The organism is Candidatus Accumulibacter similis, assembly GCA_013347225.1.
GTDB classification, from domain to species: domain Bacteria; phylum Pseudomonadota; class Gammaproteobacteria; order Burkholderiales; family Rhodocyclaceae; genus Accumulibacter; species Accumulibacter similis.
In genome coordinates, this window is the sequence record CP054595.1 from 42,183 (window position 1) to 62,325 (window position 20,143).

Consider the following 20,143-nt stretch of genomic DNA (forward strand, 5'->3'; position numbering starts at 1 on the left):
CCTCTACTTGCTCTTCACCGGAACGATTTCGATCTTCGTCGCCCCCTTGGGCGGCACGAACTTGAACTCGGAGTCCTTGAAGGCCGGCTTCAGGTTCCAGTCGATGAGGGAAATCGATTGCGGGCGCGCGTCGTCGCCGCGATAGGTGACTACGATCTTGCGCGGCAGCGGTTTGCCCCCGCTGGCGATCCAGACCTGCCAGTCGATCCGGCGCTGGCGGAACGCGAAGTGGTCGCACAGATCCCCGTCGACGAAGTCCTGGCCGGCATTCATCGCCGACTCGATCGTGTCGACCGGGGCCGCCGGCGTGCCCCACGTAAACAGATCCGACAGCGGAATCTCCACGCCGTACTTCTCTTCGAGTTTGCTGGCCAACTCCTCGAGCGTGCCGCTGAACGGGACCGTCGAGTAGTACTTCTGCGCCGGCGTGAAGAGCGTGACCGTCGCGCCGTCATAGAACAGTTCGCGATGGGAGCGCGCGCTGTGCATCACTGCGCGAACTCGGTTGGGCCGGTGGACGTCCAGAGACGCGGTCGCGGTGTGCTGAAGCTTCTGCCCGTCGGCGAGCACGCGCTCCCCGGTGAGATCGACCGACGCGCGAAGGCGCTTCAGCGTCTGCAGGTACGCCCCCATGTCCTTGAGGGCTTGAATGGACGCGGGATCGACCGCGTTCGCTGCCTGTTGGGCAGCGCCGGCGGGCATCGTCTGCGCGTAGGCGCCCGGCACCGCGAGCAGCGCCGAGAGCAGTCCGAGCAACAGCTTGTTCCGAACCATGTTCACCTCCTGGTTTGTCAGTGCGGTCAAACGCTCATTTCCGCGCGCCTTGCGTCATTTCGGAAACATGAATTGCATCTGCGCGCGAACCTGCCAATTCGGCCCGAAGTCGGGGCGGACCACGTTGTAGTAGGCGGAAATCTGCGTATTCACCGGCACCTTTCCGAAATGAAAGATCTTGCCGACGCCGCCGCCCAGCGGCACGGTCCACTGCTGTCCGCTGTCCGCCGTCCAGTTGACCGTGAGGATCGGCGCAGATACGAGATATGCGCCGCCCGGGAAGTTGTAGTTGACGAACGGCTGGATCAGCCCGTTGCTGTACGAGCCCCCCTGCTTGCTGCTCGTCAGCGACCACAGGTTGTTGACGAGCACGCCATAGACCCATGGCTGCCCTTGGGCGAGATGCAGTACCACGACCGAGGGACCGAGACCCCAGTTCTTGTTGCCGAGCTCCGCATTGCTGTTCGTGGCTGCCTGCAGGATCGGTCCCACACCCCAGATGAGGTGCCCCGGCTTCGCCGGCGACAGGAAGGCCGTGAACTGCAGATCGCCGATCCCGCTGGTTGCGCTGTCGCCCGGCCCAAGCGACGGGTTCCAGACGACCGGCAGGATCGTACGCGTGATGATGTTCCAGTCCTTGTCGATCTCGATCGGGATGACCGGCTGAATGTTCAGAATATTCTGGGTGCCCTTCTCCGGGCCGAAATTCAGATTGGTGTTGTTCTGGAACGGCACGCTGATGACGTTGCCGACGGGATTCTGGGCGAGCTTGGCGAGTTCCTCCGCGCTCATGTCGGCTTGAGCGGCGGTTGCAGCGACACACAGCGCCAAGGCCGCGGACGTCTGCAGCGTTCTCTGAATGCAAGGGATGAAATTTTCTCTTGTCGGCGTTCGTGGCGACGGCTGGGGCGCGCCCGTCCCGGAACAGCCGCCTCGGTTCCATCGTTCGGCGGTTATCGTGTTGCCTTGCTTCATGCCTTTATCGTTTGCACTCTCGGAACCGCCAAACAACTACGTTGGAAACCAGATCGACGGCATTCGCGGCTGCGCCGCCGGGGACGCCGCCTTGAGGTCCCTCGCCATGCGCTCGGCGGTCGGCACCGCGTGCTCGAAAAACCGCTTTAGTCCCGGGCACAGGTAGTTCAGCCCGGGCTCGCCGTCCGGCGTGAGCACAATGCGGTTCTTCGGGCATTCGCCCCAGCAGTCGCGCAGGAACGCACAGTTGCGGCAATGCTTCGGCAGCTTCTCGGACTTGGCATAGGCGAATCGGACCTGCACCGGGTCGAACACCAGATCGCCGAGCGATTTTTCCCGCACGTTGCCCAGGCGAAATTTCGGATAGACGTAGTGGTCGCAGGCGTAGACGCTGCCGTCGTGCTCGATCGCCACCCCTTTGCCGCAATTCTCGGCATAGATGCAAACCTGTGAAGGCAGGCCCAGGTGCTGCGCGACCAGCGTCTCGCAGAAGTTGACCAGCACCTTGCCCACGTCGCGGTGCAGCCACTCGTCCCAGACCTTGCACAGAAAGTAGCCGTAGTCGTCGGGGTCCACCGACCACGGCGTGACCACCGAGAGGGGATGGTCGGGTCGTGCCCGCGGCGTTCCCACTTGTGGCAGTCGCGAAGTCTCGATGTGGCCGGGTGCCGTGGTCTCGAATTGTTGCGGCTCGACGATGGGGATGAACTGGAGATAGGTCGCACCGACCTCCCGCCGCAGGAAGCGGTAGACGTCGAGCGGGCGCGACGCGTTGTAGCGATGCACGCAGGTCAGCGTGTTGAACGGAACGCCGAACCTGCGCAGCATCTGCCCGGCCGCATAGACCTTGTCGAAAGTCGGCTCGCCGCGCTTGCTGACCCGGTACTTGTCGTGCCACTCGCGCGGGCCGTCGACCGACAGGCCGACCAGGAAACGGTTCGCCTTCAGGAACCGCGCCCAGTCCTCGTCGAGCAGCGTGCCATTGGTCTGCAGGTCGTTCTCGATCCGCTGCCCCGGCTTCGCATACTTGCGCTGCAGCGCAACGGCCTTTTCGAAGAAGGGGATGCCGAGCAGCGTGGGCTCGCCGCCCTGCCACGAGAACACCACCTCTTCGCCGGTAACGCTTTCGATGTAGTCCTTGACAAACGCTTCCAGTACCTGGTCGCTCATGTGCCCAGGGCCAGGGCCGCCAGCGAGCTTCTCCTTGCTGAGGTAGAAGCAATAGGCGCAGTCGAGATTGCACGCCGAGCCCGCGGGCTTCGCCATGACGTGAAAACGTCGCGTCGCCTTGTTTCCCAGCCACTGCGGGACGTGATACTTGTCGGCTGGCGCGCCGTCCGCGCGATTCACGATGCGCTCCCGGTTCGGCGGGACTCGAACAGCAGTTGCTGCAGCGGCGTCATTTCGGCTTTCCTCGTTCGCGAGAGAGAGCTTGAGCGGGCGGTTGATAAAGCAGTTTTTACCCGTGCGCGAAGGCTACGGGAACTAGTCTTTGGTTCAGTTGGGGAGTACTCCGTGCGCCGACGGGTCCCGCGCCGGATCGGCCACGGCACGATGCACGGCCGCCAGCAGTGCATCGGTGGAGAACGGCTTGCGCAACAGGCACAGCGCTCCGGCTGCCCGCGCCGCGCGGTCGAGCGCGGGATCGTCGCTGGCGGTGATCAGCACGACCGGCACCCGCAGGTTCTGCGCGCGCATGCGCACGTCCACCTCGAGGCCGGACAGGCCCGGGAGGCGAATGTCGAGAATTGCGCAGGCCGGCGAGCAGCTCGGCAGCGAGTCTAGGAACTCCTCGCCGCTCGCGAACGTTGCGACCTCATAGCCGGCCAAGCGCAGCGCCCGCCGCAGCATCGTGCGCACGGACACCTCATCGTCCACGACTGCGATCAGCGGCATGGCATTCCCCATTGCGGGGATGCTAACGCCGTGGACCGCGGCCCGCCACTACCTTTTGGTTAAGTGCGCCCCACCCGTGACTCTATTCCTTTCCGGGCGTCGCAGCCGTCCCGCGCGAAAGTCCTGGCGCCGACGGCTGCGCGGCCCTCGTCGAGCCGAGTTTTGCTACCATGTGCATCAGCTCGGCAACGGTGCGCGCACCCATTCGCTCCATGATCCGCGCGCGATGAAACTTGACCGTCTGCTCGACCACGCCCAGGTCGGCGGCAATCTGCTTGTTGAGCTTGCCGCCGACGAGCGCCGAAAGCACCTCGCGTTCCCGCGCGGTCAGCGAGCCGAATCGCTGCGCCAACTCCGCGGCCTCGTCCTCGGTCTGGCGGGCCACCGAGTCCTGCTCGATCGCCGCGCGCACGGCGGCAACCAGCGTCGCCGACGCTACGGGCTTGGTCAGGAAGTCCGCTGCCCCCGCCTTGATGGCGCGCACCGACGTTGGAATGTCGCCGTAGCCGGTCAGAAAGACAATGGGCATCTGCTGCCCCTCCTCGGACAGCCGGCGCTGCAGCGCCAGGCCGTCCAACCCCGGCATCGTCACGTCCAGCACGATACAGCCGCGCGCCGTCGTGTCCGGTCGTGCCAGAAACGCCTCGGCCGATTCGTAGCCTCGGACCTCGAAGCCTTCCTCGCGCAGGACCCGGGACAGTGACCTTCGAACGCCTGGATCGTCGTCGACTAGAAAGACGGTGCGCATGTCGGTATCCCGCGATCAGGCCGACCCGGCCAACGGCAGCGTGAAGCAGAATGCGGCACCGCCTTCCGGGTTGTTCTCGGCGGCGAGCGTTCCGCGATGCGAGTTGATGATGGCCTTGCAGATGGCGAGCCCTACGCCTACCCCGTTCGCCTTCGTGGTCCAGAACGCATCGAAGACGCGAGGCAGGTCGCCGGCGGCGATGCCGGTCCCGCGATCCACGATGCAGACGCGGGCGTGCTCCGCTTCGGATGACGTGCGAACGACAACCGTCCGCCGGCCCGGATCGACCGCGGTCATCGCATCGGTGGCATTCAGGACGAGATTCAGCAGCACCTGCTGCAGATGCACGCGGCTGCCTCGAACCGCCGGCAGGGACGCCGCGAGTTCCAGGACGGGCGAGACCTTGCGCATCGTGAGCTCGGCGCGAAGCAGGTTGAGGGTCTCGCGCACGAGATCGTTGAGGTCGAGTTCCGACAACTCGATCTCGCCGCGCTTGTACAGCGCCCCGAGCCGCCGGATGACCTCCGCCGCGCGATTGTCCTCGGCGACGATGTCGTCCAGGATTTCGCGCAGATCCTCGATCGAGGCGTCCTTGCGGCCCAGCATCTTGCGCGCGGTTTCGGCGTTACCCAGGATTGCAGCGAGCGGCTGGTTGAGCTGGTGGGCGATCGCCGCGGACATCTGCCCCATCGTCGCAACGCGAGACAGGTGTGTCAGGGCCGCGCGGTCCGCCTCTGCCTGCAACTCGGCGGTCTTGCGCGCGGTGATGTCCATCTTTACCCCGGTCAGCGTATCGGAATCGGTGGCCGTACGCTGCCCGCGCGCGGCGTACCAGCGGATCTCGCCGTCAGGCTGACGCGCTCGGAACTCCACGTCGAGCTCCGTGTGATTTGCAGCGGCCCTGTGGGCAGCCAGGCCGAGCCGCTCGCGATCGGCCGGATGCACGGTCTGCAGGATGTGTTCGAAGCTCTCCGCCGTCCGCTGTGGCGGGTCCGCCCGTTCGCGCAGTCCGGCGTTCGCCGCGCTTCTGTCGCGGGCGAAATCCCACGAGAACGTGGTCAGCCGCGCTGCATCCGCCGCCAGGCGGACGCGCTCTTCGCTTTCCACAAGCGCCGCCGCCGTGCTCCGGCGACGCCTACGCTCGAAGAGAAGCGCTCCGATCAATACTGCCTGGGCAGACATCACCGCGGCGGCGATGATCGCCTGCTTGTGATAGGCCTCCCAGAACGTCGGCTCGCGAAACTGGATGACCGCGCTGGGTGGGATGTGGTCCGCGGCGATGTTCCATTTGCGAACCTGGCGCCAGTCGAGTTGCACCTGACTCGGAATCGCGGCGGGTATGGCGATCGACGATGCGGATGCGCCTTCCAGGAGGCCATCGACGATGATCCGCGCAGCCCTTCCCATCTGGCTAAACGCGGGCATGCGCCCTCCGACGGCGCCCGTGCCGATCTGGCTCGAATAGAGCACGTACAGGGGGGCACCCGAAGCGCCCGCCATCATCGTCACGGAATCGCGCGGGTTCACCGAGCGTCCGGCGCCGTCGGCGAAGTAGCCTGGCGTGAAGACGATCGTATCGCGCGTCAGCTTCGCGAGGCGTGCCCCGAGGTCTGATCCGGGCAGTCCCGCAAGATACTCGACCGGCAGGCCCGAACGAAGATTCTCCAGGTCAGCGCGTATGTCCATCTGGCGCTGGTGGTCCCAGTTGCTGGCGCCCGTGACGACGACGAGGCGCCGCGCGTCCGGTTGCAGGCGCCGCGCGAGTTCGATCGTGCCCCGAATGTCGTAGTCGACCGGCACGCCGATGACGTCGGCCGGGAGGGCGAGCGTCTTCAGGACCCGTCGATCGACGCCGCCGTAAACGATCGGGACGCCCGGAAACATCTCGGCGCGACGGCGCAGCAGGAAAGCCAGCGCTCCGGCGCCGGCGCCGACGATGACCTGCGGGGGGCGCCCGGCGTACTTCTCTTTGAGATAGGCTGCGGTCCTGCTTTCGAACACGTCGCCGGCGGATTCGGGCGAGTCGAGGAATTCGGCGAAGAAATGCACATCTCGCGTTACCCCGTCCTTGGATGCTTCGTTGAATCCGCGGTCGAAGTCGATATTCCCCGGAAGCAGACGATTCTGGGAGTAGACAATCAGCACCTTCGCCTCGGATGTCTGGGCCGCTGCGTATGCCCCCGACACCGACATCCCCCAAGCCAGCACGATCACCGCGGCCAGCATTGCGGATGCGAGCTTCGCGCCGGCCCCACGCGCTCGGCATGCGTGCCACCCGATTGCACGATCGCATGTTCGGAATGCAGCCGCTGCACCCATCCCTGCCTGGCGCGGCACGTTCAACTGCACCTGGGTGACGTCTCCAGGTTGGCAGCCGCAGCCACCATGGTGTGGATCAGACCGGCGTCGGCAGCTACGTCGATGGACGCCGTCGTACCGAAGTGCCGTTGCTCGACTCCCTTGGACCGATGCACCTCGGGTTTGCAAGCCTTCTCGGCATTCTTGCTTGAAACTGCGACGGTGATGAGCGTGGCGTCGACGTTCTTGCCTTCGCGCAGCAGAGGTCCGTTGTCGGCAGGGCGATCGCATGAATCTTATACAAGACCCAGGAGTTGAGCCCGGAAGCTGTCGGAAGTTGCGGCGATGAGGCGCTGCACCTTGAGGCCGCCCTTGCGTTTGACCGGGGCGGTGCGTAGGAGGTCGAGGACGAACTGGCGCAGGACGGCAAGGTTGTGGGCAGAATGATCGGTACGCGTGCGCGCCTGGTCATCTCGGAGGACGACATCGATGCACCAGTGCAGACTGTTCTCGACACGCCAATGCTGGCGAACGGCGTAGTTCATTCGTTCGGCGTCCGGAGCGAGGCTGCTGAGATAAACGCGACGTTCGACGGAGGTCTTGCCAGCGATCGTCCGCTCGCTGGTGATCATCGCGAAGGACTTCCGGTCTGGCCATCGTTCCGGCGCATGCAGGCAGTCGAGCTGGTCGAGGACGTGGCAGCGCCGCACCTCCAGACGTCCATGGTCTTTCTCGACGACTTCGTGAAACCGGTGCGGGGTCCGCTCCGGCGCGGCGTCAAAGGCGCTGACGAAATCTTCGATGGACTCGGCCAGGGTGGGCTGATTGTCCTTGACCGCCAGCACATAGTCGGCTCCGCGATCGCGAATGGTCTGCGCGATGTTGGGCTGCGTACCCATCGCGTCAAGCGTGACGATGCAGCCTTCCAGTGCCAGGGTGGTCAGCAGTTCCGGAATGGCCGTCTTCTCGTTCGACTTCGCAGCCGTCGCACGCTGTCCAAGGACCACGCCGGCCTCGGCGGCGACAGCGCTCACCAAGTGCAGCGGCGTCGCACCCGCTTGACCCGAACGACGACTCGTCTTGCCATCGATCGCGACGACTTCCTCGCGGCGCAACGTCGGCACGACCTGGCCCACCCAGCGCAGGAAAGCCGCACCGAACTCCTCGGGATCGATCGCCGCGAACACCCGCCCGAACGTGTCATGGCAGGGAATGCCGTGCTCCAGTTTGAGATACTGGCGCAGCCAGTCGAGCTTCTCCTTCCCCCAGACCTCGATTTCGACGAAGCCATCCGCACCCGAGAGCACCGCGCACACCGCCACCACCAGCATCTCCACGAGGTCATGCTCGACCTTCTTCGCCTGCCGGCGATCCCGCACACCCACCCATACATCCATCAACCGAATCCCGCCTCCTGTCTCCATGGAAACTCCAAAAAGACAGAAAACTACACAAATCAATGAGCTGTGAACAGCCCCTTCGTAACTTCTTGAACGTAAACGACTATTTTCGAAGGGTAACGACCATGGCATTCATGCGATCGCCCTGCCGTTGTCGGCCAGGGGACCCTTGATGGCTTCGAAAATGCGCTCAACAAATTGGTGCTCGTCACGCAGTCCACAGATCTTGCGCAGCGTCAAGGCATCGAGGGTGCTCCCGCGAGCCAAGTTTATCCCGACGCAGCCTCGGATCGAGTGACTGGCATAGAGGGCGTTCTCGATTCCCTCGTCGCAGAGGCCGACGCGTTGCTGCGCCGGGTCCATGCGCAGCAGCGGTTCGAAGCCTACCGCCGGTCTGCCTTGACAGCCGCCTTTCGGGGACGCCCCATCGACCTCAGCCACCAGCGCCGCCCTCAGTGTCCCCGGCCTCGATCGAGGCCGGAAACCGATCGCGTCGTGTTCGATTTTTCCTGTTGGTGTGCTCCACATCGGAGAAGCTCAGTTGCACGGTGGCCGCCCGGCGACGCAAAGTGGCTATTCTCTCAGAGATGTGCAGAACCGACAAAGCGGTCTGAATACTGCCGACGTTTCCTTTGGTCGAGCGCTACGCAGAGAGGGACCTGAATGCCGTACAGAGATCTTCTAACCTGACCGTGTCCTTATGCGCGCGCGACTCCGCCACCGGCCAACAAGAGCTCCCACTACCGACTGACGCTGCGCAGACGTAACCGTTCACTCCCCCTTCCCGCCAGTTGGCCACCAGCCCCCGCGGCCTCCGGACGAACGACGGAGTTCGTGACCGCTGTGCGCCGGCGCGCATGCCGTCGTGGGCGATCAGACGATCCGCCCCATCGCTTTTCTCAACAGCTTACCGATGTGAGCTGAGAAACCACATGCGCTGTAACCAATCACCCCCCTACCGAGGCGGCGGGCCAACGCGGCATCGGGAGTCCTTGGCGGCCGGCCTGAAGGGCGGCGGTGAGGTAATCCCAGGCGGACGCCTTTCTTGCGCGACAAGTTTCGATGATGCTGGCGAGGAACGCAATCGCTCAAGCTTCTTGCTCGCTGCGGGTGCCGAAGCTCACGCGACAAGCGATGACCCAGTGGCGTAACAGACGTTCGGCTGCATTGTTGGTGAGCGGCAGGCTGGCGCCGAAGCTCACCTGGAAGTCGATTCGTCCAGCCTTCGGGTCGAAAGTGACCCGCTCGATCTGCCACGGAGGGACCAAGCCCAGCGCCTGGGTGAACAGCACTTCGATCAGCAGCGCAAAGCCACCATTCTCCTCCAGGCCGATGGCGGCTGTCTGCCACCATCGGCCTTGCGGAAGCGTTGGCGAGGGTACGGCGATGTCACGGGTTCGGCTTCGCCCGGACTTCGTCCGCCCCTGACATCGCCGCACCCTCGATGCCCCTCCGCATACGCCGTTTCCACACGAAACGACATAGAACACGAAATGACCGCGTCTGTGCCGCCGAAGCGTACGACCGTCTCCAATGCGTTGGCGGCCTATCATGGCGCTATCCGCACTTTTCCGCTCATACCCTCACCAGTACTCACATGCTCCGATAGCGAGTTGTGATCCAGGGTGCGATTGCACCACCACAAAGAGAAAGCACCTAGCCCGACCCAACAGGTCGGGCTAGGTGCTTTCGGTTTTCGTGTAGGCGTTGTGTAGGTTTTTCGCTAGCACCGCGGCAAGAGCGCGTCGTTCGTCGAGCGCAGAGTATTGACCGTCAGGGCGGTGCGGGACGCTCCTGTGGTCCCAGATTGTGGGTTGAATGGTCACTGCAGTTCATTCAACGCCTATCCAAGGGCTGGACCTAAACCGAGAAGGGCCGGCGGCCTCTCGACCGCCAGGCCACTCAGCTTGCTTCCCGACCGACACCCGCGTCTCGAACCGGCCACCATCCCAATTTCCCGCGACCCGCAGTTCGCTGCCTGACACCATTCCGTCGCACCGCCCGGACGAGCACCTGCCTCACGCAGGCGAGAGGGGTGGCGCAAGCTACCCATGACCAGTCGCCGGCTGCTGGCCGCTGCCGAAAGCGCGGATAGTGCCCCCTTCCGCTCCGGCGACAACGATCTTGACTGGCCCCCGAGGACACCCTGCTCGCCGGTCACCACCGGCGTGTTCGCCTGCCGCTCTTTTCCCGGCTACAAGGGCTGCACCTTCGCTAGAATTCGCGCTTCACAACGTGACTGCAATAGGAGAAGCGCGATGAGTGATGAAAGCGAGAAGTCCAGCACCTTCGAGATGCTCTGTGGCCTGACGCTGGCGGTGTTGGCGGCGGTTCTGGCGATCAACGAACTCGGTGCCGGCAAGTACGGTGACGACGAGATCATTGCGCACAACCAGAAAGCGAACGCCTTCGACTGGTATCAGGCAAAGGGGATCAAGCAGTCACTGGTCGAGGGACAACGCGACATCCTGCGGATACTCCTCGAATCGCGCGTGATTCCAGCCGAGAGCGAAAGCCGCATGGGAAGCCTGATGGCGACTCTCGACAAGGAGATCGGCCGCTACAGGAAGGAGCGCAAGGAGATCCTCCTCGGCTCGGCCGCCGTCGGGCAGGAAAACTGGGTGCTTGAAGAAGACGGCAAGCTCGGCCAAGTCAAGGGTGCGCGCGAATGGGAGGCGGAAGCCAAGGCGCTTGGCGCCGTCGGTGACACCTTCGACATCGCCACCTTCTTTCTGCAAATCTGCCTCGTCATGGGTGCCATCAGCCTGATTCTCAAGGGGGAGCGCATGCGAAACACCTTCTATGGACTGATGGTGCTGCTCGGCGCAGTCGGAACGGTGTACTGCATCATGGCCTACTTGCAGGCAGGAGCTTTCGCTTGAACGCGCGACCGCTTCCTTCGCCGGCATTCAGAGCTGCCTTGGCCCATGACGCTGCGCTCGGCGCGCCGACCGGTTTGACGCGGCCCCGGTGCGTCGAAGCGCTTGATCCATGTCAACGCCAACGGGCAAGCGCTATCCTCTAATGGCTGGATTTCACCCGAGGACCGCTGGATGTTTCGCATCTCACAGTACATGCAGGAGCTCTCGACACCGCGACCAGCCGGTCCGAAGCGGAATCCGCCAGCGCCGGTCGTGATCTGGAACCTCATTCGGCGCTGCAACCTGACCTGCAAACACTGCTACTCGATCTCCACCGACAGGGACTTCCCTGGCGAACTGAGCAGCGAAGAAGTCTTTGCGGTGATGGATGATCTGCAGCGTTTTCGCGTGCCGGTGCTGATCCTCTCCGGCGGCGAACCACTGCTGCGGCCCGACATCTTCGACATCGCCCGCCGCGCCAAGTCGCTGGGCTTCTACGTCGGCCTGTCGTCCAATGGCACCCTCATCAACCCGGCCAACATTGACCGCATCGCCGACTGCGACTTCGACTACGTCGGGGTGTCGCTCGACGGCATCGGCGCCACGCATGACCGTTTCCGGCAGATGAGCGGGGCCTTCGAGGCATCGCTGCAGGGTATTCGGCTGTGTCGCGATCTCGGCCTGAAGATCGGCGTCCGCTTCACGATGACCCAGGAGAACGCGCACGATCTGCCGCAGTTGCTGGCCCTCGTCGAAGACGAGGGGATCGACCGCTTCTACTTCTCGCACCTCAACTATGCCGGCCGTGGCAACAAGAACCGTCGGCACGACGCCCAGCACCAGTTGACACGGTGGGCAATGGACCTGCTCTTCGAGACCTGCTGGGAGTACCAGGCGCGCGGGCTGCGCAAGGAGTTCACCAGCGGCAACAACGACGCCGACGGCGTCTACTTCCTGCACTGGGTCAGCAGGCGCTTCCCGGACAAGGCGGCGGGCATTCGTGCGCGGCTGGTGCAATGGGGCGGCAACTCTTCCGGTGTCAACGTCGCCAACATCGACAACCTCGGCAACGTTCATCCCGATACCATGTGGTGGCACCACACCCTGGGCAACGTTCGCCAGCGGCCCTTTTCCGAGATCTGGATGGACGTGTCGGATCCCCTGCTGGCGGGCCTCAAGCGCTTCCCGCGCCAAGTCGGCGGGCGCTGCGGCGAATGCCGGCACTTCGACATCTGCAACGGCAACACGCGCGTCCGCGCCCAGCAACTGACTGGCGACGCGTGGGCGGAGGATCCCGGCTGTTATCTCGACGACGCTGAAATCGGCATCGCTCCTGGGGATGGGCGCGTGACCGACAGCCGGCCCATCGCCATCAGGAGAGCCCCATGAAGTCGCTGCGTCGCTTGGCCGCGCCATGCCTGTTCACCGCGCTCGTCAGTGTCGCCGGCTCTGCTGCCGCTGCCGATGTACGCACCGGCTATCAGGAGCACTGCTCCGCCTGCCACGGCGAGACGCGTCTGGGTGGTGTCGGGCCGGCTTTGCTACCGGAAAACCTCGAGCGCTTGCGCAAACCCGAAGCGCTGAACGTCATTCGTGACGGGCGGGTGGCGACGCAGATGCCGGGCTTTGCCGGCAAGCTGAGTGCGGAGGAGCTTCAGCAACTGGCCGAGTGGATCTACACGCCGGTGGTTCCGGCGCCGGTCTGGGGCGAGAACGAGATCCGCAACTCGCATTTCGTCGATGCGGCTGCCACCCGGCTGCCGGCGCAACCGGGCCCTGGGCTCAAGGGTGCCGATCCGCTGAATCTCTTCATCGTCGTCGAAACCGGCGACCATCACGTTTCGGTACTCGACGGCGACCAGCTGGAACGTCTGCACCGCTTCCCGAGTCGTTATGCGCTGCACGGCGGGCCCAAGTTCTCGCCGGACGGCCGTTTCGTCTACTTCGCTTCCCGTGACGGCTGGATCAGCAAGTTCGACCTCTACAACCTGGTCGTCGTCGCCGAGGTGCGGGCGGGACTCAACACGCGCAATGCGGCGGTCTCCGGCGACGGCAAATGGGTTCTGGTCGCCAACTACCTGCCGCACAGCCTGGTCCTGCTCGACGCCATGGATCTCTCTCTGGTGAGGATCATTCCGACCTGGAATGCAGCCGGGAACAAGACCTCGCGCGTGTCGGCGGTTTATGATGCGGCACCGCGCAAGAGCTTCGTCGTTGCGCTGAAGGACGTCCCCGAGGCCTGGGAGCTCAGCTACGATCCAGCGGCCGAACCGGTCGCCGAAGGCCTGGTGCATGATTTCCAGTACAGGGAAGGAGAGTTCAAGCCGGGGATGTTCCACCCCCGGCGGACGATTCTCACTGACTACCTCGACGACTTCTTCTTCACCCAGAGCTACGACGAGATTCTCGGTTCGTCGCGTTCAGCGACCAAGGGACAGGTGATCTTCCTTGATGGGCGGAAGAAGGTCGCCGAGCTTGACCTGCCCGGAATGCCGCACCTGGGGTCGGGGATCACCTGGAAATGGAAGGACCCCGCCGGCCGTGAGCGAACTGTCATGGCCTCGCCCAACCTCAATGCCGGGCTGGTGACGGTCATCGACCTCGACACCTACGAGAATGTGAAGCAGATCGCGACGCTGGGCCCCGGCTTCTTCCTGCGCAGTCACGAGAACTCGCGCTACGCCTTCACCGACTCGATGATGAGCATGGAGAACCGGAACGTGCTGCAGGTGATCGACAAGCAGAGGCTCGAAGTCGTCGCGCAGATCAGGGCCAAACCGGGGCAGACGCTGGCGCACGTCGAGTTCACGCGCGATGGCCGATACGCTCTGGCGAGCCTGTGGGAGATGGATGGCGCACTGCTGGTGATCGACGCCGAGACTCTGCGCGAGGTCAAACGCATTCCGGCAAGGAAACCGGTCGGAAAGTACAACGTCTGGAATAAAATAAGCAGGTCCGAGGGGACAAGCCACTGACCCGCGTCTCTGCGCGGGCCGTGTGGCAGTGAACCGGGTGAGGCGGAAGATTCGGTGCATCGCCAACCGGCAAGCAGCGTCCTGCGCGAGATCGTTCCTTACAGAAGGCCGACCATTGAACAGCATCATCCGCAAAGGCTCCCGTTTCTGGCCGCTGGCATGCATCGCAGTCGCCTTGACGTGCCCAGGTTTCGGCGCCCTCGCCGTACCGAAGGCGGCTGAACATGAGGAGGGTGCGGTGAGCTTCGGCGAGGCTGTCGGCGCACCACCGAAAGCAGGAGCGAAAGCCCCAAAGCCAGCCCCTGCCGGACAGCCGGCGAAGACAGCCGCAGGCAAGCAACGACCGGCTGCTGGCAAGCCACCGGCGGCAAGAACAGCCACGAAGACCAAGGCCGCCAGTCCGCCGGCACCAGCCAAGCCAGGTGCGGGAGGCAAGCCCGGTGCGGCCGCGAAGCCGCAGGGCAAGGCCAAGGCGGCGAAGAAGTGACGCCCACATCTTTCACGACGCAGGCCCGTTTTGCAGCCGGCCAGGCGGTCGCAGCGGTGGATCAGTGAACATCGCCGAGCTTTGCTTGCGCGGTACGCTGTGCTGCGGCCTGCTCGTCACCCCACTCCTGGCATCCACCGCTCTGGCGCAGATGCCGCGCGTCGAGCTGAGTGCCGGCATGTACCGGATCGAAGCCGAAGTCGCCGCCAACGATGCGAGCCGTGCGCAGGGCCTGATGAGTCGCCGCACCCTGCCTGCCGGCCAGGGCATGCTGTTCGTTTTTCGCCAGGCCGACCGGCATTGCATGTGGATGCGCAACACCTACGTGCCGCTGTCGGTGGCCTTTCTCGACCGCGATGGCTTCATCCTGAACATCGAGGACATGCAACCCGAGACCGATACCAGCCACTGTGCGGCCAGGGCAGCAAGTTTTGCCCTCGAGATGAACCTCGGCTGGTTTTCGGACAAGGGGATCAAGCCGGGAACCCGTATTGCGGGCGTCGAGAAATCGCCGGCGCCACGTTAGCCGACCGGGCCCTCATGAGCATGCGTCGGGTAAGCTGGAAGACCCTGCAGGCCGCCGCTGCCCTCTTCCGGGTACGGCGGCGGCCGCAGTCGGCCGCGACGGTGAGCCGCCTGCACCGCCAACGCCTGATGCCTGGCGAATGAGTGCAGCGGGCGGGCAACAATGGCGCGGCCGCATCACGCGCACTGAGGACAGCGCGCCGTTGCTGCCGTGGCTGCGTGACCGCGGTTCACTGACGGCGCGCCTTCAGTCGCGCGGGCGCTTTGCCCTGCGCGTCCTGCGCCAGCAGCGATGCCGGCCGACAGCCGACGAGGCACTGGCGCTCGGACTGCCAACCGCCGTGCGGGCGTGGATCCGCGAGGTGGCACTGAGCTGCGACGATCGCGTCGTGGTCTTTGCGCATACCGTCCTGCCCTGCGAGCCACGCGGTCCGCTGACCCGCTGGCTGGCGCGGCTTGGCGAGCGTTCGCTCGGCGCCCTGCTGTTCGCACACGTCGGCTTCAGCCGTAGCCCGATGAAGTTCCAACGGCTCGATCAGCGGCACACCCTGTTCGCGCCGGCCGTGCAGGCGCTGCAGTTTGCGGGCGGAATTCCGTCCGCCCTCTGGGCGCGACGCTCACACTTCGGCTTCGGTGCGCAGTCGGTCCTCGTCACCGAGGTATTCTCGCCGGCATTGCTGCTACTGACGCCGGATGTCGGGGTGCTGGCGAGCAGCGCCGACTCTTCGTGGCACGACTCGGACCTTTGTCGCTCAATCCTGGAGGGGAAAGCGCCGTGCAGATCACCGTTCTAGGTGCCGGAGCCTGGGGTACCGCTCTGGCCATTGCTTTCGCTGACGCCCACCCGGTCATCCTGTGGGCGCGCGATGCCGAGCAGGTTCGTCGTCTGCAGTCCGAGCGCGAGAACTCGCGCTACCTGCCCGGTCATCGTTTCCCGCCAGCGTTGACCGGCATGGCCGATGTCGCGGCGGCCACACGCGACGCCGATCTGGTTCTGATCGCAGCCCCGCTGGCCGGATTGCGGACCACCCTGCAGCGCCTACGGGACTGCGGCAGCGAAACACCGTTCCTGTGGGTCTGCAAGGGCCTGGAACGAGGTACCGGACTGCTGCCGCATCAGGTCGTCCAGGAGGTGCTGGGCAAGCGTCTGTGTGGCGCCCTGACCGGACCGAGTTTTGCCGAGGAGCTGGCTCGCGGTCTCCCCACCGCGGTCACCATTGCGTCCACAGACGCCGACTTCGCACTCTTCTGCGCCGGCCGTCTGCGCCGGCCGCGCCTGCGAATCTACGCCGGCGACGACGTCATCGGCGCGGAGGTCGGCGGTGCGGTGAAGAACGTCATGGCGATCGCCACCGGCGTCTGCGATGGCCTCGGGCTGGGCATGAACGCGCGTGCGGCGCTACTCACCCGTGGTCTGCACGAGATCACCCGCTTCGGCAGGGCTCTGGGTGGCCGCCCGGAGACCTTCATGGGCCTTTCCGGCATGGGTGACCTGATCCTCACCTGCACCGGAGACCTCTCACGCAATCGCCGTGTCGGGCTGATGCTCGCTGCGGGCAAGCCACTGGATCAGATCACCGCGCAGCTCGGACAGGTCGCCGAAGGCGTTCCCGCAGCGCGCGAAGTGCAGCGGCGTGCCGCAGCGCTCGGAGTCCGGATGCCGATCACAGACTGGGTGTGCACCCTGCTGGACGGCAGCGTGAGCCCGATCGAAGGCGTCGCGGCGCTGATGGATCGGGACATCGTTTTCGAGGACGCCTAGCAGGCTCCGTCTCGTCCCGCTCAACAGGCGCCGCGGTAGCCGATCTGCCGCCAGGCCTCATAGACGGTGATGGCGACCGCATTGGACAGGTTGATGCTGCGGTTGTTGGCCACCATCGGCAGGCGCAGGCGGTGATCGGGCGGAAACTCGGCGAGGATCTCGTCCGGCAGGCCGCTCGTTTCCCGGCCGAAAACCAATATGTCGCCGGCGTGAAAGCCGGCATTGGCGGGATGCGCGCTGCCTTTGGTGGTCAACGCAAAGCGCTGCGCGCGTGGCGAAAGCTCCGCCAGTTTCGCGCTGCAGCTTGCCCAGTCGGCATGGACGCAGACCGCTGTCAGCTCGGCATAATCCATGCCCGCGCGGCGCAGCCGATACTCGCTGAGCTCGAAGCCGAGCGGCCGCACCAGATGGAGCCGCGCGCCGGCATTGGCGCAGAGGCGAATGACGTTGCCGGTATTCGGCGGGATTTCGGGGCAAACCAGAACTACCTCGAACATCTCTGGTGCCCCCCTGCCCTACTGTGTCAGACCCGAAGTGTTGATCAGCTCCGTTGCCGGCAGCGGCGCCTGCACCTTGATCACGCCGTCGGCGATCAACTTGCGAACGATCTGTTCCTGCAGCCCGAAGGAGCGGACGAAACCCTCCAGGGGCATCACCACCTGCTGCGTCGGAGCCAGATGAACCTCCTGCTTTCCTTCGGCATTGGTCGCGGGCGTCGCAGTGCCGAAATCGATCCGGATCAGCGGTCCGGTAACGGCAATATTGAGGATGCCGTCGGCGAAACTGGTTTGCATGTTCTTCCTTTCGCTGCTGGTGGGTGGGTGCGGCGGTGCCGTAGCGCAAATCCCCGCGTCTCTCGGCCGCACGCTGCCGCGGCGATGCCATTGCTTGCATCCGCGACGCGCTGGCAGTACAGCCTGCCCCTGCCGACCGCCCGGCGCGGGCGGGCGATTCGTCATGGCCGACGACCGAGAGGAGAACGGCCACAGCATTCCTGGTCGGCAGTCGCCAAGAGGCCCGGTAGTTGCACGACATCGCCGAAGCGGCGTTCTGCAACTGCCGGGCCGTCGGCGCGGCTGGATCAGCCGCGCCCTGAGGCAGAGGGAGTCTCTGTTTCGGCTAGTGGCCCGAAGCCGTGGCGGCGCCGACACCCGTTTCCGAGCGGACCTTCTGTGCCGGGTACAACGAGCGCTCGAGCTTGGCCTGCGCACTGTTGTCCATCTTCGACACCAGATAGATCACCACGAAAGCAGCGGTCATCGAGAACAGCGCTGGCGACGAGTAGGGGAACCAGGCGCTCCCCTTCGGATTCTTCAGCACGGCCTCCCAGACGGAAGCGGACAGAACCGTCAGCACCACCGAGGCAACAAGGCCAACCACGCCACCAGCGACCGCGCCCTTGGTCGTGCAATCCTTCCACAGCACCGACATGAAGAGCACCGGGAAGTTGGCCGAGCAGGCGATGGCAAAGGCGAGCATCACCATGTAGGCGACGTTCTCCTTCTCGAAGGCAATCCCGAGGAAGACCGCGACGATGCCGAGGCAGACGGTCGTGATCTTCGAGACGCGCAGTTCCGAAGCGGAATCGGCGTTGCCGTGCTTGAACACCGTCGCATAGAGGTCATGCGAAACTGCCGAAGCACCCGACAGCGTCAGCCCGGCAACCACTGCCAGGATCGTCGCAAAGGCCACGGCCGAGATGAAGCCGAGGAAGACATTGCCGCCGACGGCGTTCGACAGGTGAATGGCGGCCATGTTGCCGCCGCCGCGCAGGCCGTCCCAGACCGGTTTGCCGTCGGCACCAATCGCCTGTACGCCGTCGACCATCTTCGGCACGTAATAGGTTGCCGGGTCCTGCGTCAGCATGACGATGGCGCCGAAACCGATGATGAAGGTCAGGATGTAGAAGTAACCGATCCAGGTAGTCGCCCAACCGACGGACTTGCGTGCTTCCTTGGCGCTGGGCACGGTGAAGAAGCGCATCAGGATGTGTGGCAGGCCGGCGGTGCCGAACATCAGTGCCATGCCGACGGAGATGGCCGACACCGGATCCTTGATCAGCCCACCCGGTGCCATGATGGCGCCGTGCTTGGCATGCACCTCGACGGCCTTGGCGAAAAGCGCCTCGGGATTGAAGCCGAACTGGAAGAGCACGGCCAGCGCCATGAAGGTGGCACCGGTCAGCAGCATGATGGCCTTGATGATCTGCACCCAGGTGGTCGCAGTCATGCCCCCGAAAAGGACGTAGCACATCATCAGCACGCCAACGATAATGACGGCATAGGTGTACTCGAGGCCGAACAGCACCTTGATCAGTTGCCCGGCACCAACCATCTGGGCGATCATGTAGAAGGCCACGACGACCAGCGAACCGGTCGCTGCGAAGCTGCGCATCGGCACTTGCGAGAAACGGTAGGCGGCCACGTCGGCAAAGGTGAATTTCCCGAGGTTGCGCAGACGCTCGGCCATCAGGAAGGTGATCACCGGCCAGCCGACGAGCCAGCCGATCGAGAAGATCAGTCCGTCAAAGCCATTGGCAAAGACCAGCCCCGAAATGCCGAGGAAGGACGCTGCCGACATGTAGTCACCGGCAATCGCCAGTCCGTTCTGAAACCCGGTAATGCCGCCGCCGGCCGTATAGAAGTCCGCCGCGGACTTCGTCCGTGCCGCTGCCCACTTGGTGATACCCAAGGTCACGGCGACGAAAATGGCGAACATGGCGATTGCCACCCAGTTGGTCGCCTGTTTGGTGGTATTGCCGAGATCGGCTCCGGCGGCGAAAGCTCCACCAGCAGCGAGCAATCCAGCCCCCACGAACAGGGTATTACGCAGCGTCTGGTTGATCATTTTTGGTTGGCCTCCTTGATGACTTCGGCGCTCATATCGTCGAAATCGGAATTCGCCTTGCGCACATAGACGTTGGTGATGGCGATGGTAAACACGATCACGCCAACACCCAGGGGGATGCCGATCGTCGTCACCATCCCCGGAGCAAGCGGCGTTCCCAGCCACTCCTTGTTGAAGGCAATGAGAAGAATGTATCCGTAGTAGGCGATGATCATCAGGATGGACATGATGATGCTGTAACTCGAGCGCTTGCGAACCAGCTCGTGGTATTTGGGATTGGCTTCAATCCGTGCAACGATGTCGTCGTTAGCCATTCGATTGTCTCCGATAGGTATGGAATATCCGGCCTCGTTCATAATGACCGCACACCTAGCATAGCGACCATTGCTTACGCCATTCTTACCAGACCACGGCTGGGCGTTAGTCGTCGCGTGCGGCAGGACCGGCTTCGGAAGCCCGCTGTTGCGCCGCAGTTCCCGATTCTCCGACGCAGCTACAGCTCCCTGGAGGGCTGCTGGTGTGGTTCCGCGATGGGCGCTTGCTTCACGGCCGGATCACCCAAACCCGAATCGCGAGGCACGGCGGGAAGTTGTGA

Annotated in this window: 19 protein-coding genes; 6 read left to right on the top strand and 13 right to left on the bottom strand. The window is 64.3% G+C overall.

Annotation, left to right across the window (positions count from 1 at the left end; translation table 11 throughout):
• Positions 1-3: 3 nt before the first annotated feature.
• From HT579_00200 to HT579_00240, 9 genes are all read right to left on the bottom strand, one after another.
• Positions 4-774 carry a DUF2092 domain-containing protein gene (locus HT579_00200; GenBank protein ID QKS27523.1) on the bottom strand — a complete coding sequence of 257 codons (771 nt, stop codon included), beginning with the start codon at positions 772-774 and terminating at the stop codon, positions 4-6.
• A 54-nt stretch (positions 775-828) separates the two neighbouring features.
• A complete protein-coding gene (locus HT579_00205; protein QKS31410.1) occupies positions 829-1,566 on the bottom strand; it encodes a neuromedin U in 738 nt (245 codons plus the stop codon).
• A gap of 219 nt (positions 1,567-1,785) precedes the next feature.
• Positions 1,786-3,015, bottom strand: a complete 1,230-nt coding sequence (locus HT579_00210; GenBank protein QKS31411.1) for an anaerobic sulfatase maturase — start codon at positions 3,013-3,015, stop codon at positions 1,786-1,788.
• 231 nt (positions 3,016-3,246) lie between these two features.
• Complete coding sequence (locus HT579_00215) at positions 3,247-3,657, bottom strand: response regulator (GenBank protein QKS27524.1); 411 nt, start codon at positions 3,655-3,657, stop codon at positions 3,247-3,249.
• Positions 3,658-3,727: 70 nt separating this feature from the next.
• On the bottom strand, positions 3,728-4,393 hold the full coding sequence (locus HT579_00220; protein ID QKS27525.1) for a response regulator transcription factor: 666 nt from the start codon (positions 4,391-4,393) through the stop codon (positions 3,728-3,730).
• Between the two features lie 15 nt (positions 4,394-4,408).
• Positions 4,409-6,619, bottom strand: coding sequence for a PAS domain-containing protein (locus tag HT579_00225; GenBank protein QKS27526.1), 2,211 nt, complete (start codon positions 6,617-6,619; stop codon positions 4,409-4,411).
• Between the two features lie 368 nt (positions 6,620-6,987).
• Complete coding sequence (locus HT579_00230) at positions 6,988-8,115, bottom strand: ISAs1 family transposase (protein QKS31412.1); 1,128 nt, start codon at positions 8,113-8,115, stop codon at positions 6,988-6,990.
• 108 nt (positions 8,116-8,223) lie between these two features.
• Positions 8,224-8,532, bottom strand: a complete 309-nt coding sequence (locus HT579_00235; GenBank protein ID QKS27527.1) for a hypothetical protein — start codon at positions 8,530-8,532, stop codon at positions 8,224-8,226.
• 647 nt (positions 8,533-9,179) lie between these two features.
• The gene (locus tag HT579_00240) at positions 9,180-9,581 is read right to left on the bottom strand and encodes a hypothetical protein (protein QKS27528.1); all 402 of its coding nucleotides are present in this window, start codon (positions 9,579-9,581) and stop codon (positions 9,180-9,182) included.
• A gap of 768 nt (positions 9,582-10,349) precedes the next feature.
• Between HT579_00240 and HT579_00245 the strand changes: the two genes are divergently transcribed.
• The 6 genes from HT579_00245 (at position 10,350) to HT579_00270 (ending at position 16,701) form a co-directional block, all read left to right on the top strand.
• Entirely contained in the window at positions 10,350-10,973 is a 624-nt protein-coding gene (locus HT579_00245) for a DUF4337 domain-containing protein (GenBank protein ID QKS27529.1), read from the top strand.
• Positions 10,974-11,144: 171 nt separating this feature from the next.
• A complete protein-coding gene (nirJ, locus tag HT579_00250) occupies positions 11,145-12,341 on the top strand; it encodes a heme d1 biosynthesis radical SAM protein NirJ (protein QKS27530.1) in 1,197 nt (398 codons plus the stop codon).
• Entirely contained in the window at positions 12,338-13,927 is a 1,590-nt protein-coding gene (locus HT579_00255) for a c-type cytochrome (protein ID QKS27531.1), read from the top strand. Before nirJ ends, HT579_00255 begins: the two co-directional genes overlap by 4 nt.
• A 638-nt stretch (positions 13,928-14,565) precedes the next feature.
• Complete coding sequence (locus tag HT579_00260) at positions 14,566-14,940, top strand: DUF192 domain-containing protein (protein ID QKS31413.1); 375 nt, start codon at positions 14,566-14,568, stop codon at positions 14,938-14,940.
• A 139-nt stretch (positions 14,941-15,079) separates the two neighbouring features.
• Positions 15,080-15,733, top strand: coding sequence for a chorismate lyase (locus tag HT579_00265; protein ID QKS27532.1), 654 nt, complete (start codon positions 15,080-15,082; stop codon positions 15,731-15,733).
• Positions 15,715-16,701 carry an NAD(P)-dependent glycerol-3-phosphate dehydrogenase gene (locus HT579_00270; protein ID QKS27533.1) on the top strand — a complete coding sequence of 329 codons (987 nt, stop codon included), beginning with the start codon at positions 15,715-15,717 and terminating at the stop codon, positions 16,699-16,701. The genes HT579_00265 and HT579_00270 overlap by 19 nt, the downstream gene beginning before the upstream one ends.
• 20 nt (positions 16,702-16,721) lie before the next feature.
• On the opposite strand, the gene HT579_00275 is transcribed toward HT579_00270, so the two are convergent.
• The 4 genes from HT579_00275 to HT579_00290 form a co-directional block, all read right to left on the bottom strand.
• Positions 16,722-17,198: a tRNA (cytidine(34)-2'-O)-methyltransferase gene (locus tag HT579_00275; protein QKS27534.1), complete on the bottom strand. Its 477-nt coding sequence runs from the start codon at positions 17,196-17,198 to the stop codon at positions 16,722-16,724.
• A gap of 18 nt (positions 17,199-17,216) precedes the next feature.
• Positions 17,217-17,495: a hypothetical protein gene (locus HT579_00280; GenBank protein QKS27535.1), complete on the bottom strand. Its 279-nt coding sequence runs from the start codon at positions 17,493-17,495 to the stop codon at positions 17,217-17,219.
• A 325-nt stretch (positions 17,496-17,820) separates the two neighbouring features.
• Entirely contained in the window at positions 17,821-19,545 is a 1,725-nt protein-coding gene (locus HT579_00285; protein QKS31414.1) for a cation acetate symporter, read from the bottom strand.
• Positions 19,545-19,862 (bottom strand): DUF485 domain-containing protein, encoded by a 318-nt coding sequence (locus HT579_00290; GenBank protein ID QKS27536.1) that lies wholly within the window; start codon positions 19,860-19,862, stop codon positions 19,545-19,547. Before HT579_00290 ends, HT579_00285 begins: the two co-directional genes overlap by 1 nt.
• Positions 19,863-20,143 lie beyond the last annotated feature (281 nt).

What these genes read in the sequence shown, in the direction of transcription:
- HT579_00200 (QKS27523.1), bottom strand. Translation starts at nt 774, where the DNA reads ATGGTTCGGAACAAGCTGTTGCTCGGACTGCTCTCGGCGCTGCTCGCG.
- HT579_00205 (QKS31410.1), bottom strand. Translation starts at nt 1,566, where the DNA reads ATGAGCGCGGAGGAACTCGCCAAGCTCGCCCAGAATCCCGTCGGCAAC.
- HT579_00210 (QKS31411.1), bottom strand. Translation starts at nt 3,015, where the DNA reads ATGGCGAAGCCCGCGGGCTCGGCGTGCAATCTCGACTGCGCCTATTGC.
- HT579_00215 (QKS27524.1), bottom strand. Translation starts at nt 3,657, where the DNA reads ATGGGGAATGCCATGCCGCTGATCGCAGTCGTGGACGATGAGGTGTCC.
- HT579_00220 (QKS27525.1), bottom strand. Translation starts at nt 4,393, where the DNA reads ATGCGCACCGTCTTTCTAGTCGACGACGATCCAGGCGTTCGAAGGTCA.
- HT579_00225 (QKS27526.1), bottom strand. Translation starts at nt 6,619, where the DNA reads ATGCTGGCCGCGGTGATCGTGCTGGCTTGGGGGATGTCGGTGTCGGGG.
- HT579_00230 (QKS31412.1), bottom strand. Translation starts at nt 8,115, where the DNA reads ATGGAGACAGGAGGCGGGATTCGGTTGATGGATGTATGGGTGGGTGTG.
- HT579_00245 (QKS27529.1), top strand. Translation starts at nt 10,350, where the DNA reads ATGAGTGATGAAAGCGAGAAGTCCAGCACCTTCGAGATGCTCTGTGGC.
- nirJ (QKS27530.1), top strand. Translation starts at nt 11,145, where the DNA reads ATGTTTCGCATCTCACAGTACATGCAGGAGCTCTCGACACCGCGACCA.
- HT579_00255 (QKS27531.1), top strand. Translation starts at nt 12,338, where the DNA reads ATGAAGTCGCTGCGTCGCTTGGCCGCGCCATGCCTGTTCACCGCGCTC.
- HT579_00260 (QKS31413.1), top strand. Translation starts at nt 14,566, where the DNA reads ATGCCGCGCGTCGAGCTGAGTGCCGGCATGTACCGGATCGAAGCCGAA.
- HT579_00265 (QKS27532.1), top strand. Translation starts at nt 15,080, where the DNA reads ATGAGTGCAGCGGGCGGGCAACAATGGCGCGGCCGCATCACGCGCACT.
- HT579_00275 (QKS27534.1), bottom strand. Translation starts at nt 17,198, where the DNA reads ATGTTCGAGGTAGTTCTGGTTTGCCCCGAAATCCCGCCGAATACCGGC.
- HT579_00280 (QKS27535.1), bottom strand. Translation starts at nt 17,495, where the DNA reads ATGCAAACCAGTTTCGCCGACGGCATCCTCAATATTGCCGTTACCGGA.
- HT579_00290 (QKS27536.1), bottom strand. Translation starts at nt 19,862, where the DNA reads ATGGCTAACGACGACATCGTTGCACGGATTGAAGCCAATCCCAAATAC.